Origin of the sequence: uncultured Dialister sp. (assembly GCF_900538805.1) — a bacterium.
GTDB lineage: Bacteria > Bacillota > Negativicutes > Veillonellales > Dialisteraceae > Dialister.
This window is the reverse complement of record NZ_UPZP01000008.1, coordinates 1-13,180: the sequence shown is the minus strand read 5'-3', so window position 1 is coordinate 13,180 and position 13,180 is coordinate 1. Positions and strand designations below refer to the sequence as shown.

Genomic DNA, 13,180 nt, shown 5'->3' with positions numbered 1-13,180 from the left:
GGCCCTTTGGCCCGAGGGTGGTGGTGGCGGCTGGCGCCGCAAAATAAAAAGAGGGCGCGCCTGACGGCGCAGGTTGTATAGAAGGGTTATGTTCGCTTCGCTCAAGGGGCCTCAGCGGCCTTCGGCTGCTGAGGGTGGTGGTATCGCCTTCGGCGATGAATATGAAGTCAGCGTTACGGGATAGTTTTTCCCCGCCGTCATAGCCTTCACAACCCTTCTACACAACCCTCAGCCCGCGCGAAAGCGCAGGGCTGAGCCCCTGCCCGCCAAAGGCGGGCACCCCCTCTACTTCCGGGAACACAGCCCATCTGCCGTATGACAATTTTCACGTCTTCCCGCCGACCGGTATTTACCAGCCGATGAGTCACCATCCACAAGTACCGAGATTCTTCGCTGTCGCTCAGAATGACGCACAGGGCGGGAAGGGACCACGGCCAGCAGACAGCGGACAGCGGTAAGCGGACAGCCGTTTTTATAACTTGTATTCCCTCTCTGTATACTATATAATTAATTTTTGACAGTATCTTTTTATGTATGCAGAGTGCAGGAGTGAAATGTATGACCATTCAGAATGAGCTGGATATTGATATAAAAAATCTTCTGGGCCATCCCTGGAGCGTGAAGGAGGAGGACCTGAAAGACATGGAGGGTCTTATCCACCAGGCAGGACGGTCATTGACGGAGCTTCGGAGAAGCGGGAAGGGGCCCGACGGAAGCCTGGTTCTTTTCCCCCGCCTCCCCTACATTCTGGAGGAGGAAAGGCTCATGTCCAAAGAGGAGCGTCAGCACCTTTCCCATGTGGACGAGCTGGCCAAATCTTCGGATATCCTGATTTCCATCGGCATCGGCGGTTCCTATCTGGGAAACCAGATGCTCTTTGACGTGTTCTGCGGTCCCTACTGGAACATGATGAGCCGGGAGGAACGGCAGGGATTTCCCCAGGTCTTCTTTGCGGGGCAGAACATGGACCCCCACGGCCTCCTGCAGCTGGCGGAGGAAGTGGAGCGGCAGAACCGGCGTCTTGGAAGAAAATGCAGGGTGCTGCTTCTGGTGATTTCCAAATCCGGCACCACCATCGAACCCTCCAGCGCCCTGAAGGCGCTCCGTGAAATCCTGGCACCCTTTGCGGATATTTCCCTTCTGGCCATTACGGACAAGGAAAAGGGCACCCTCAGGCAGTATGCCAGGGAGCACCATCTTCCCTGCTTCACCGTGCCCGACGGCATCGGCGGCCGGTTCAGCGAACTGTCCCAGGTGGGCCTTGTTTTTGCGCGCCTCATCGGCGTGGACATCGAAGACCTCCTGACCGGCGCCCGGATGGTGGAGGAAGCCTGCCAAAGCGAGACGACAGAGGAAAACCCCGCCCTCTTCCTGGCATCCCTGAAATACGCAGCCAGCAGAAAGTACGGCATGGCGGCGGAAATCATCATGCCCTACGGCGATACCCTCCGTTCCTTCGGCTGGTGGTACGCCCAGCTTCTGGGAGAATCGCTGGGAAAGAAATATGACACCAAAGGCCGGGAAGTCCATTACGGCCGCATTCCTGTGGCTGCTGTAGGCACCACGGATATGCACTCCCTCACCCAGGAGCACCAGCAGGGCGCCAGAAACAAGCTGGTCCAGTTCATTTCCGTCAAGGAAAGCAGGAGCCGCCTTTCCGTCCTCTGCGAAGAGGAGGGCGAAGAAGGTTTAGTCCCCATGAACTACATGCTGGAATCCGCCCGCCGGGCCAACGAACAGGCCCTGGCCGCCGAAGGACGCATGAGCTGCAGCATCAAAATACGGAAAATCACCCCCTTCCACATCGGCGCCCTCATGTATTTCTTCTTCCTCACCATCGCCTACGAAGGGGCCCTGGCAGGCATTAACGCCTACGACCAGCCGGGGGTGGAAGATTATAAGAAAATTCTCCACCGGGATATCCGGGATTATATTGTGAAGCATAAATAGGGCCGCCTGCGGCGGCCCGGGTTCAGAAGGTTCAAAGGGTTCAAAGGGGAAGGTGTCCAGCCCCTGCGGGGCTGGAGGTTATGGCCGCCTGCGGCGGCGGGTTGTGTAGAAAGGGGCGACGGCCCTTTGGGCCGAGGGTGGTATCGTCCTTCGGGCGATGAATATGAAGTCAGCGTTACGGGATATTTTTTTCCCCCGCCGTCATAGCCTTCACAACCCTTCTATACAACCTTCAGCCCGCGCGAAAGCGCAGAGCTGAGCCCCTGCCCGCCAAAGGCGGGCGCCCCCCTCTTGCTTTCGGGAATACCGCTTTCCGCCGCAGCGATACTATAAAACTCCCTCTGAACCAGCCCGCTCTGTGGGCGGAACCCGAGCCGCCAAGGGCGTGAGCCCAATGGCGGCTTGAACCTGGGCGCCGAAGGCGCCTGAACCCTCCTGCGTACAGGAATACAGCTCCCCGCCGCTATGACTCAATCTCCCATAAACCTTGTGCTATCCTTCAAAAAAAGATATAATAAAATAATTGTAAAGGTGTAATTCAATCATGAAAGGTGTCTCATTGTGAAAAGAAAACAGCACACAATCAGAAAACCGGTTTCCTACAAAGGCAATGGTCTTCACTCCGGCATGCCGGTGACCATGACCATGCATCCCGCCAGGCCGGGGACGGGCATCCTTTTCCGCCGGAGCGACCTTCCCGGCGCGCCGGAGGTGCCTGCAGAGAGCCGGTACATTACAAGCACCATGCGTGCCACCACCCTGGAGAAGGGGCCGGCCAAGGTGTTTACGGTGGAGCATCTGCTTTCCGCCCTTTACGCCCTGAATATCGATAACTGCATTATTGAAATGGATTCGCCGGAACCGCCGGTAGGCGACGGCAGTGCGAAAACCTTCGTGGACATGGTGGAAGAAGCGGGCATTGAGGAGCAGGACGAAGAAATCCCGGTGCTCACCCTGGACAGGAGCGTAGCCATTTACGAGGGGAAGAAGTTCATCACCGCCCTTCCCTACGACGGCCTGCGCATTACCTTCACCTCCATCAATCCCCATCCTCTTTTGGGCACCCAGATGGTGGACATTGTCATCGACCACGATTCCTATATGAAGGAAATCGCTTCCGCCAGGACCATCGGTTTCACCTGGGAGCTGGAAGCCATGAGGAAAATGGGTCTCGGCAAGGGCGGCACCCTGGAGAACGCCGTGGTGTATTCGGAAACGGAATGCCTCTCCGTGCCCCGTTTCAAGGACGAACTGGTGCGCCACAAGATTCTGGACATTCTGGGCGATATTTCCCTGGTAGGGCCGCTGAACGCCCATATCATCGCCGTCCTGGGCAGCCACAAGCTGAACGCGGAACTTTCTGAAAAACTGCAGGCCCTGAAGAAATAAGACCTGCCTTTCACATACAAGAAATAGGATAAGGAGGAACTGTTATGGAATTAAATGTTGAAGAAATTATGGAAATCCTGCCCCATCGGTACCCCATGCTGCTGGTAGACAAGATTATTGAAATGGTCCCCATGGATTACGCCATCGGCGTGAAATGCGTCACCATGAATGAACCCTTTTTCCAGGGCCACTTCCCCGGCCATCCCGTTATGCCCGGCGCCCTCATCTGCGAAGCCATGGCACAGGTAGGCGGCGTTGCCCTCCAGTACCCGGAAGAAAACAGGGGTCTCATCCCCATGTTCACCGGTATGGACCATGTCCGTTTCCGTTCCCCCGTCCTCCCCGGAGACCAGCTGGTCACCAAGGCGGTAATTAAAAAAATTATCGGCCGTATGGGCAAGGTACACTGCGAATGCCATGTAGGCAGCGTCCACAAGGCAGAGGCCGATTTCCTCTTCTACCTCATGGATCCCAACGATTCCCCGGAGAAGAAGGAAAAGGAACAGGAAGCCCAGAAAAAATAAATTTCCTTAAACTATTTCAAAATAGTTAATAAACAGAGGAACTGAAAGAAAATCGGAGAGAAAGAAGGATTCCCCTTATAAACGCCCCAAAACCGCTGTTTCAAAACAATAATGAATCCGGGACTTATGTATAAAGAGAATCATAAATCAAAAAATTGGCTGTCGGTCAAAACAGCCGCCATCATAAAGGGGAATGGAACTATGGAATTAAAAGTCATTCAATCGGCAGAGCCGAAAGTTCATCCAACCGCCGTCATTGATCCTACGGCGATTCTTCATAAGAATGTAGTCATCGGACCCTATGCGGTGATCGGTGAAAACTGTGAAATCGGCGAAGGCTCCATCATCGGCGCCCACGCCGTCATTGCCAAGAACGTGCGCATGGGAAAGGAAAACCACATTTATCCCCATGCCGTCATCGGAGAAGATCCCCAGGACCTCAAATTCCATGACGAATACAGCACCGTGGTCATCGGCGACCACAACCTGATCCGCGAATACGTCACCATCCACCGCGCCACCGGTGAGAACTGCGAAACAAGAGTGGGCTCCTACAACATGCTGCAGGCCTACACCCATGTGGCCCATAACTGCAACTTCGGCGACCACATCGTCATGTCCAGCTTCTCCGGCGTGGCAGGCCACGTGACCGTGGAAGACCATGCAGTCATCGGCGGTATGAGCGGCATCCACCAGTTTGTCAAAATCGGTGCCTGCGCCATGGTAGGCGGCATGTCCAAAATCGTGCAGGACGTATGCCCCTTCGTCATCGTAGACGGCAACCCCTCCCGGGTGGTGGGCCTCAACAGCGTAGGCCTTGCCCGTAACAACATTACACCGGAAGTGAAGAGCTACCTGAAAAAGGCATACCGCCTCATTTTCCGCTCCGGCCTGAAACTGAACGACGCCATCCTGGAAATGGAACAGGAACTTCCGTCCACTCCGGAAATCGAACACCTCCTCCGTTTCCTCCGCAACTGCGACCGCGGCCTCTGCCGTACCAGAGATAGATAAATATACTTCCCCTTTATAAAAAGGCTCCCTGCATAGGGAGCTTTTTCTTTATGGGGCGCGGCTGGCGCCGCAGGTTGTGTAGAAGGGTTGTGAGGGGAAAGGTTAAAAAGGTTCAGAAGGTTCAGAGGGTTCAGAGGGTTCAAAGGGTTCAAAGGGTGGTGGTATCGCCCTTTGGGCGATGAGTTTTGTATGCCGCCAAAGGCGGCAGCGCTGCCAGAGGCAGCGAAAACCATAAAACCGGGCCTGCGGCCCGTCGGAAATGCACCCCTATTCCCCTGCGGGGACTTCTCCACGGGAAAGCGTCTCACGTGATTTTCAGGTCGCTTTGCTCCCTTACAAATCACGTTCGCTTGCCACCCCGGAGGGGGAAGTTTTAGCAACACTATCGATAGAGCAACTTAAGTTAGCACAAGGGGGGTAAGCGAAGAGCAAATCTGCCCCTCCGGGGAAGACGCCGCCGCAGGCGGCAGAAGGGGTGCATTTCCAACGCCCGCCAGGGCGGTTGGCCTGTTTTCCCCGGGCGAAGCCCGTTGTCTGGTTTTATCCGCGAAGCGGATTATAAATCATCGCCGCGCAGCGGCGATACCACCACCCTTTGAACCCTCACGTCCGCAGGGCGGTTGTATGTTTTTTAACTGGCGGCGAAGCCGTCCACAACCACCCTCTGAACCTTCTGAACCCGGGGCCGCTTTGCGGCCCCTTCCCCCTTGACTCCCTAAACAACTCATGCTAGAATATACTAAACTTATAGCATGACAATGACCGGAATCAGGCTGGGGAATCTTCCAAGAGAGGCAGCGGGTGGTGAAAGCTGCTGAAGCGAACGAGCCGCGTCACCCGGGAGTCCTTCTCTGAGTCCATCTGTGGCCAGGAGCAAGCGGCGGCACCGTTACAGCCCAATTGAGTACGCAAGACAAGGTGGTACCTCACGAATCTGTGCCCTGTCGGATTTTTCCGGCAGGGCTTTTTGATGTCCTGCCTCTGTGTTCTATTTCAAAGGAGTGTATGTCATGAAGAAATCAGCCAATTCCCTCATCCCCATCGGGCTCATGCTCTTTGCCCTCTTCTTCGGCGCCGGCAACCTGATATTCCCCGTATTCATGGGACAGAATTCCGGCGTCAATACCATTCCCGCCACCATTGGGTTTCTGATTACCGGCGTGGGCCTTCCCATTCTGGGGGTGGCTGCCATCGGCTATTCCGGCAGCGACCTTGAGGCCCTGGCTTCCCGGATTCATCCCAAGTACGCCATTTTCTTCACCGTGGCCCTGTACCTCACCATCGGGCCGGCTTTTGCCATCCCCCGTACCGCCACCACCTCCTTTGAAATCGCCGTGGCTCCATTCTTTGGAAGCGCCATGAAATCCATGGCCCTCTACGTTTTCTGTTTCCTCTTCTTCGTCGTTTCCTGGTGGCTTTCCGTGAGCCCCAATAAGCTGGTAAACCGTATCGGCAAGGTCATTACGCCGGTGCTCCTCCTTTTCCTGGCCCTTCTATTCATCGTTTCCACCATCCATCCCATGGGACCCTGGCAGCCCGCTGCCGATGGCTATCGGGACACCATGAAGGCCCTGACCCAGGGATTCCTGGACGGCTACGGCACCATGGACGCCCTGGCTGCCTTCGTATTCGGCATTATCGTAGTCAATTCCGTCCGCCAGTACGGCGCTGACACCAATGAAGAAATCGCCCTCTCCACATTGAAGAGCGGCCTCATCGCCGGTGCCTGCCTGGGCATTATTTACCTCTTCCTCTGCTTCCTGGGCGCCAGCTCCGTCACCGAACTTGGCATGCAGGAAAACGGCGCCGGCGTGCTGGTAGGCTCCGCCCGCTACTACTTCGGCTCCTACGGCCGCATCATTATGGGAGTCATCGTGCTTCTGGCCTGCCTCACCACCAGCGTGGGACTCATTACCGCCTGCGCTGAATATTTCTCCCGCCTCATTCCTGCCCTGTCCTACACCATGTGGGTATCCGCCTTCTCCATCGTGTCCTTCTTCGTCGCCCTCTTCGGCCTCACCACCATCATCAAAGCCGCCATTCCGGTGCTCATGTTCCTCTATCCCCTCACCATCTCCCTGGTGATCCTCACCTTCGCCCATTCCCTCTACGGCGACTGCCGCAGCGTATACCGCGCCGCCACCTTCTTCACATTCTTCCCCTCCCTCTACGACGGCATCCACACCGCCGGCCTCTCCCTGGGCGGCCTGGACACCCTCATGGCCTCCCTGCCCCTTGCAGGCTACGGCCTCTCCTGGGTATCCTTCTGCCTGGCAGGCCTCATCATCGGCGTCATCCTCTCCCGGTTTGATAAGACTAAGGCAGTGCAGGAATAGGATGAAATGGAAATCAAAAGAGCTCCCTTTGGGGAGCTTTTTTGATGGGACCACAGTGAGCCAGTACGGCGTTTGGCTGTATTCCCAAAGATGGACGCGGCTGCGCCGCGAAGGTTCTTAAGGTTCTTAAGTTTGACGGGCCTTCGGCCCGAGGGTTGTGGTATCGCCTTTGGACACGCCCTAACGGGCGTGAGGGTTCAAAGGGTTCAGAGGGTTCCGCCTGCCTTCGGCAGGCTGGTTCAAAGGGTGGTGGTATCGCCCTACGGGCGATGAGCAGGAAGTCAGCGTTACGTACTTACCTTCCCAACCCGCATGGGCGAGTCGGCCAAAGTGAGCCCTGCTTAGAGCAGCATCATCATTCTTCCCCTCGTCCCCCCTTTGCCTCTTCGAGGCGCTCCCATTTTTCCTATTTGCGGCGAAGCCGCCACCACCACCCTCTGAACCCTTTGAACCAGCCCGTCCACGGCGGGCCGAACCATCTGAACCCGGGCCGCAAGGCGGCCCCATTAAAAGGCGGCCCCATTGACTTAATATAGAAAGAATGCTATATTTAATTCATCTCTTAATAGAAATTCATGAATATAAAAGGAGCATGACATGAACAACGAATCCATCATCATCCCTACCAAAGATACACCGAAGCCCCATAACGATAAGGCGGTCCTCCTGGAAGCCATGAAGTACCGCTATGCCACCAAGAAATTCGACCCGGAGAAAATCATTTCCGACGAAGATTTTGAAACCCTGCTGGAAGCGGCCCGTCTGTCCCCCACCTCCTTCGGCATGGAGCCCTGGAAAATCCTGGTCATCCAGAATAAGGAAATCCGGGAGGAAATGATTCCCTACGGCTGGGGCGCCAGAGCAGGCCTTACCGGCGCCAGCCATTTCGTGGTCTTCCTGGCCAACAAGAGGGAAGACATTACCTTCGGCTCCCCCTATGCGGACCACATGCTGAAGGATATCCACCAGGTGCCGCCGGAAGTGTACGATTTCTACAGCCAGGTGTACACCCGCTTCGGAAAAGAGGAAATGAAAATCCTGGACTCCGAGCGCACTGCCCTGGACTGGACCTCCAAGCAGGCCTACATTGTCATGGCCAACATGATGACCATGGCCGCCTACATGGGCATCGACTCCTGCCCCCTGGAAGGATATAGCCCTGCTGACATGACCCGCCTTCTGGGAGAGAAACATCACCTCTTCGACACAAAGCACTACGGCATCGCCGTCATGGCCGCCTTCGGCTACCGGGCCGAAACCCCTCACCGGGACAAGAGCAGAAAACCCCTCTCCGAGTCCGTGGAATGGGTGAGGTAACAGGGGTTCCTTTCCGGCTTGACGCGTTGGTGTTTCTTACCGGCAGGAAACTGTTTGCGAAAGGTTTCCTATCCGGCTTGACACCATTACGTTTCTTGCCGGCAGGAAACTGTTTGCGGATAGTTTCCTATTCGGCTTGACACCATTACGTTTCTTGCCGGCAGGAAACTGTTTGCGGATAGTTTCCTATTCGGCTTGACACCATTGCGTTTCTTGCCGGCAGGAAACTGTTCGCGAAAGGTTTCCTATCCGATTTGACACCATTGCGTTTCTTACCGGCAGGAAACTGTTTGCGGATGGTTTCCTATTCGGCTTGACACCATTGCGTTTCTTGCCGACAAGAAACTGTTTGCGGATGGTTTCCTATTCGGCTTGACACCGCTTTATTTTATCCCAACAGGAAACTTCACAAAAAAACTTCAGCCCCGGAGGCTGAAGTTTTTTTGTGTCATTACTGTTTATTTTCGTTTTCCCAGGCTCTCTTGCCCAGCTCGATGGCGCCGGTGAGGCCTGCGTGGTCTCCCAGGGCCGGGGGAACGATGTAGTCTTCCAGGGTTCCCGTCAGTTTGTCGGAGTGAATATAGCCGTTCAGATTCTTTTTCACTTCGTCCCTCACCATCTGGAAAAGGTTATCCTGATGCATGACGCCGCCGCCGATAATGATTTTGTCCGGGGAATAGAGGAGTACCAGGTTGGAGACCCCCTGTCCCAGGTAGTAGGCTTCCATTTCCCATACTTCCTTCCGGCTGTGGAGGGTTTCGCCCGGAGCGCCCCAGCGCTGCTGGATGGCGGGTCCGCAGGCATAGCCTTCCAGGCAGCCGCCGGGGAGGAAGGAGTCCTTGTGGAAGGGGCAGCTTCCTTCATAGGTGTCCTTGGGATGACGCTGGATCAGCATGTGGCCTGCTTCGGGATGCATGAGGCCATGGAGCAGTCTGCCCTCGCAGTAAAGGCCTACGCCGATACCGGTGCCTACGGTCATGTAGGAAACCACCTGGCATCCTTTTCCTGCGCCGTATACCGATTCGCCAAGGGCGGCACCATTCACGTCGGTGTCGAACTCAATGGGAATGGAAAAGGCCCTTGCAAAGGGACCCACAAAGTCCACATCCTGCCAGCCCTTCTTCGGGGTTGCCTTGATGTAGCCGTAGGTGGGGGAATCCTTCTTCAGGTCCAGGGGCCCGAAGCTGGCAATTCCCAAGGATTCGATGTCATACTGTTTGAACCAGGCAATGATTTCCGGCAGCACCTGGGCTGCGGTGGTGGTAGGAAACCGCATTTCCGAAAGGATCCGGATGGTACCGTTCTTCACTTCTCCCACGCCGCAAATAATTTTAGTACCGCCTGCTTCTATACCGCCGATTAAAATTTTGAAACGCCTCCCTATCCTTACGCTTTTGGAAATATCACTCGTACCAGTTTATAATATATTGCCTCTTCTTGCAATGGGGAATTAGTGAGCTGGTGAGCTAGTGGGCTAGTGGGCTAGTGGGACAGTGGGACAGTGGGACAGTGGGACAGTGGCCGCGGAGCGGCCAAGGTTCAGAGGGGAAGGTGGACGGGGCTTCGCCTCGAAGGTTCTTAAGGTTCTAAAGTTTGACGGGCCCTTTGGGCCGAGGGTTGTGGTATCGCGGACACGCCTGCGGCGTGAGGGTTCAGAGGGTTCAAAGGGTTCAGAAGGTTCAAAGGGAAGGTATCGCCTGACGGCGATGAGTTTTATATGCCGCCAAAGGCGGCGATACCTCCCCCTCTGAACCAGCCTGCCAACGGCAGGCAGAACCTTCTGAACCTTTTGAACCTGGGCCACGCAGTGGCCTCGTAGGCGATACCATAACCCTCAGCGGCGAAGCCGATGTCAAACCTGAGAACCTTCGGGGCTAATAGCCCCGTCCATCTTAAGAACCTTCAGGCCTGACAGGGCCGCCAAGCGGCCCCTTCTCATCCACCACAGGCACACCCATCTTCATCAGGGCTTCTGCCAGGACGCCGCTTCCTTTGATTTTCTTTCCACTGAAGGTGCCGTCGTAGATGTCATGGACGCCGCAGGTGGGGCTTCCGGATTTCAGGATGGCCAGGTCCACTTTTCCCATGCGGGCAAGCACTCTTTCTACGCCCCGCCGGTAGACGTCATCCATGTCGGTGCCGTCACGACGGATGACCCGGCCGTTTCGGATTTCCACAGGGGGCCGGGGCACGGGAAGGCCGGCCTCCACTTCCGGGCATACAGGAACGATTTCTTTATCTTTAAGGAAAGCCAGTACCCTTTCATTTCGGTTGTTTCCGCCGCTGTACTTGCAGTTTCTGCCCAGGAGGCAGGCGCTCACCAGGACTCTCATGATTTCACGTCCTTGAAATGGATACGGGAGAGCACTTTGTCCGCCGCTTCCGGAGGCAGGTGGGTGGCGGCGAAGAGCCAGGTCTTTTCTCCCACGGGATACATATAGTAGTTCACCATGCCATCGGGGCCGGCCATGCTGTAGGAAATATAATTGTCCTCTTCTTTGTGGATTTCAAAGGGCATGGTAATGATGGAGGCCCGCTGGGCCTGTTCCTGCTCTCTGCTGATGAAGGCGCAGCGCATCATCACTTTTTTCTTCTGGTACACCATGATGGTGCCCGCCGTTTCCTTCATGGAGAAATCGTCGCCGCCATCCAAGGTGACCTGGATTTCATCGCCCGTTTCCGGTTTCATGGTTATCTTTTCATCGGTAAGGCCGCAGCCTGCCAGCAGGGTGGCGGAAAGCAGAAGGGCCGCCGCTTTCAGTTTCAAATGATTCAAAGGCATATCTCCTTTCATCAAGGGTATTTTACCACAAAAGGAAGGACAGGGATAATCCGGTCCGTTTCCGACTATAGAAACAGGAAATGGATTTCATGAAAGGAGGTTTCCTATGAACCAATCATTCACCGGATGGGAGGAGCTGTCCTCCCATTTTCCACTGAAGGCGGCGCTGTCCATCTTCTTTCTTGCCCTGGTGCACCACGCCCTCATGTTCCTCTGCTTTTCCCTGCTGGTGCTGCTGGACCTTCTCTCCCGCTGGATTGCCATCAGCGCGGAGCTCCTTCGGGCGGAAGGAAAATCATCGCCCACGCTCCTTGCCATGCTCCGCGCCATCCCAAGGGCCCGCCGTCTGGGCCTTATCTGCAGCAGCGCCATGAAGGAGCAGGGACTGTCCAAGCTTATTCTGTATAATTTCTGCGTCCTTGTCTCCGCCTCGGCGGACTATCTTCTCTCCGAAAGCGGCCATCCCTCGGGCATGGTGTCCCTGGCGGTGAGCTACCTTGCCGCTGCGGAGGCCCTGTCGGTGATGGAAAACCTGTCGGAAGCCGGATTTTCTTCCATCACCTTCCTTCTGAAGCGTATGAAGGGAGGCCCAAAATGAAGTGGGGTATCGATGTATCGGAGCACAACCGGCCCTTTGACTGGCACTCCCTGAAGAAACAGGGCGCCTCCTTCGTCATCGTCCGCCTGGGCTGGGGCGCGGGCCACCTGGACAGCCGTTTCTACGAATACGCCAACGGCGTCCTGGATGCAGGCCTTGGGCTGGGCATGTACTACTACAGCTATGCATTGACCGAAGAAGCGGCGGCAGAAGAAGCCCGCTTCACCGCAGCCCTGCTGAAAGACGCAGGCCTTCCGCCGGAAAAGCTCTCCGCCGGTATCTGGCTGGACATGGAAGATGCCGACGGCTATAAGGAAAGAAATGGAATCACCGGAAAGGACGAAATCACCGCCCTCTGCCTCGCCTATCTTTCCGAAATGAATAAGCAGGGCTGCCCGGCCGGCCTTTACAGCTCCTGCTCCTGGCTTGCGGACTTGATCCACATTCCCGCCCTTCCCGAAGGGACTCCCCTCTGGTGTGCCCAGTGGGGCAGCGCCTGCGATATCAAGGAAGCCATGCTGTGGCAGTTCACCAATTCCCTCCCATTGGAAGGACAGCTGGTGGACGGGGATATATGGAAATAGGCGCCCTTTGGGCGCGAAAGGTTCTAAAGATTGACCGGCCCTATGGGCCGGAGGGTTCGAAGGTTTGACGGCCCTTCGGGCCGAGGGTTAAGGTGGCGCCATTGGACACGCCTGCGGCGTGAGGGTTCAAAGGGTTCAAAAGGTTCAGAGGGTTCAAAGGGTTGTGGTATCGCCCTTCGGGCGATGAGTATATAGCCGCCTATCGGCGGCATACATAACTCCCTCTGAACCAGCCCACTCTGTGGGCGGAACCCATCGGTCAGTGCGCCAACACATGACCGATAGAACCTGGGCGCCGTAAGGCGCCTGAACCTTCCTGCTTTGGGGAACACAGTCCCCGCCGTCATAGCCTTCACAACCCTTCTACACAACCCTCAGCCCGTGCAAAAGCGCAGGGCTGTCGCCCCTGCCCGCCAAAGGCGGGCGCCCCCTCTTGCTTTCGGGAATACAGCTTCCCGCCGCAGCGATACTATATAACTCCCTCTGAACCAGCCCGCTCTGTGGGCGGAACCGGAGCCGCCAGGGGCGTAAGCCCAATGGCGGCTTGAACCCGGGCGCCAAAGGCGCCTGAACCCTTTTGCTTTCAGGAATACCGTCTCCCTCCGTTAAGGAAGCGCTGATTAAATCGTTGTTTGCTTTTATTCTTGAATTTTTATGCAATGCAAGGAATGAGGCGACGCGAATAG

Annotated in this window: 11 protein-coding genes; 8 read left to right on the top strand and 3 right to left on the bottom strand. The window is 56.0% G+C overall.

What is annotated here, in order from left to right; all coding sequences use genetic code 11:
- The first annotated feature begins 558 nt into the window (after nucleotides 1-558).
- The 6 genes from QZQ29_RS01720 to QZQ29_RS01695 all read left to right on the top strand — a co-directional run bounded on the left by QZQ29_RS01720 (nucleotide 559) and on the right by QZQ29_RS01695 (nucleotide 8,530).
- Nucleotides 559-1,950, top strand: coding sequence for a glucose-6-phosphate isomerase (locus tag QZQ29_RS01720; RefSeq protein ID WP_296958851.1), 1,392 nt, complete (start codon nucleotides 559-561; stop codon nucleotides 1,948-1,950).
- A 561-nt stretch (nucleotides 1,951-2,511) separates the two neighbouring features.
- Complete coding sequence (lpxC, locus tag QZQ29_RS01715; protein WP_296958849.1) at nucleotides 2,512-3,339, top strand: UDP-3-O-acyl-N-acetylglucosamine deacetylase; 828 nt, start codon at nucleotides 2,512-2,514, stop codon at nucleotides 3,337-3,339.
- A 44-nt stretch (nucleotides 3,340-3,383) separates the two neighbouring features.
- On the top strand, nucleotides 3,384-3,863 hold the full coding sequence (gene fabZ, locus QZQ29_RS01710) for a 3-hydroxyacyl-ACP dehydratase FabZ (RefSeq protein ID WP_296958848.1): 480 nt from the start codon (nucleotides 3,384-3,386) through the stop codon (nucleotides 3,861-3,863).
- A gap of 201 nt (nucleotides 3,864-4,064) precedes the next feature.
- Nucleotides 4,065-4,877 (top strand): acyl-ACP--UDP-N-acetylglucosamine O-acyltransferase, encoded by an 813-nt coding sequence (gene lpxA, locus QZQ29_RS01705; RefSeq protein ID WP_296958845.1) that lies wholly within the window; start codon nucleotides 4,065-4,067, stop codon nucleotides 4,875-4,877.
- Between the two features lie 1,010 nt (nucleotides 4,878-5,887).
- Entirely contained in the window at nucleotides 5,888-7,213 is a 1,326-nt protein-coding gene (gene brnQ, locus QZQ29_RS01700; RefSeq protein ID WP_296958843.1) for a branched-chain amino acid transport system II carrier protein, read from the top strand.
- Between the two features lie 597 nt (nucleotides 7,214-7,810).
- Entirely contained in the window at nucleotides 7,811-8,530 is a 720-nt protein-coding gene (locus QZQ29_RS01695; protein ID WP_296958841.1) for an NAD(P)H-dependent oxidoreductase, read from the top strand.
- Between the two features lie 451 nt (nucleotides 8,531-8,981).
- Here QZQ29_RS01695 and QZQ29_RS01690 read toward each other — a convergent pair whose 3' ends face one another.
- From QZQ29_RS01690 to QZQ29_RS01680, 3 genes are all read right to left on the bottom strand, one after another.
- Entirely contained in the window at nucleotides 8,982-9,881 is a 900-nt protein-coding gene (locus QZQ29_RS01690) for an ROK family protein (RefSeq protein WP_296958882.1), read from the bottom strand.
- Nucleotides 9,882-10,422: 541 nt separating this feature from the next.
- Nucleotides 10,423-10,863 (bottom strand): DUF523 domain-containing protein, encoded by a 441-nt coding sequence (locus tag QZQ29_RS01685; RefSeq protein WP_296958839.1) that lies wholly within the window; start codon nucleotides 10,861-10,863, stop codon nucleotides 10,423-10,425.
- A complete protein-coding gene (locus QZQ29_RS01680) occupies nucleotides 10,860-11,306 on the bottom strand; it encodes a hypothetical protein (protein ID WP_296958837.1) in 447 nt (148 codons plus the stop codon). Before QZQ29_RS01680 ends, QZQ29_RS01685 begins: the two co-directional genes overlap by 4 nt.
- Nucleotides 11,307-11,418: 112 nt before the next feature.
- Here QZQ29_RS01680 and QZQ29_RS01675 point away from each other — a divergent pair, with 112 nt between their 5' ends.
- Nucleotides 11,419-11,910, top strand: a complete 492-nt coding sequence (locus QZQ29_RS01675) for a phage holin family protein (protein WP_296958836.1) — start codon at nucleotides 11,419-11,421, stop codon at nucleotides 11,908-11,910.
- A complete protein-coding gene (locus QZQ29_RS01670) occupies nucleotides 11,907-12,494 on the top strand; it encodes a GH25 family lysozyme (protein ID WP_296958834.1) in 588 nt (195 codons plus the stop codon). The genes QZQ29_RS01675 and QZQ29_RS01670 overlap by 4 nt, the downstream gene beginning before the upstream one ends.
- Nucleotides 12,495-13,180: the final 686 nt, after the last annotated feature.

Excerpts from the sequence above, each read along its gene's own strand:
- QZQ29_RS01670 (WP_296958834.1), top strand. The coding sequence starts at position 11,907 with ATGAAGTGGGGTATCGATGTATCGGAGCACAACCGGCCCTTTGACTGG.
- QZQ29_RS01685 (WP_296958839.1), bottom strand. The coding sequence starts at position 10,863 with ATGAGAGTCCTGGTGAGCGCCTGCCTCCTGGGCAGAAACTGCAAGTAC.
- lpxA (WP_296958845.1), top strand. The coding sequence starts at position 4,065 with ATGGAATTAAAAGTCATTCAATCGGCAGAGCCGAAAGTTCATCCAACC.
- fabZ (WP_296958848.1), top strand. The coding sequence starts at position 3,384 with ATGGAATTAAATGTTGAAGAAATTATGGAAATCCTGCCCCATCGGTAC.
- brnQ (WP_296958843.1), top strand. The coding sequence starts at position 5,888 with ATGAAGAAATCAGCCAATTCCCTCATCCCCATCGGGCTCATGCTCTTT.
- QZQ29_RS01695 (WP_296958841.1), top strand. The coding sequence starts at position 7,811 with ATGAACAACGAATCCATCATCATCCCTACCAAAGATACACCGAAGCCC.
- QZQ29_RS01720 (WP_296958851.1), top strand. The coding sequence starts at position 559 with ATGACCATTCAGAATGAGCTGGATATTGATATAAAAAATCTTCTGGGC.
- QZQ29_RS01675 (WP_296958836.1), top strand. The coding sequence starts at position 11,419 with ATGAACCAATCATTCACCGGATGGGAGGAGCTGTCCTCCCATTTTCCA.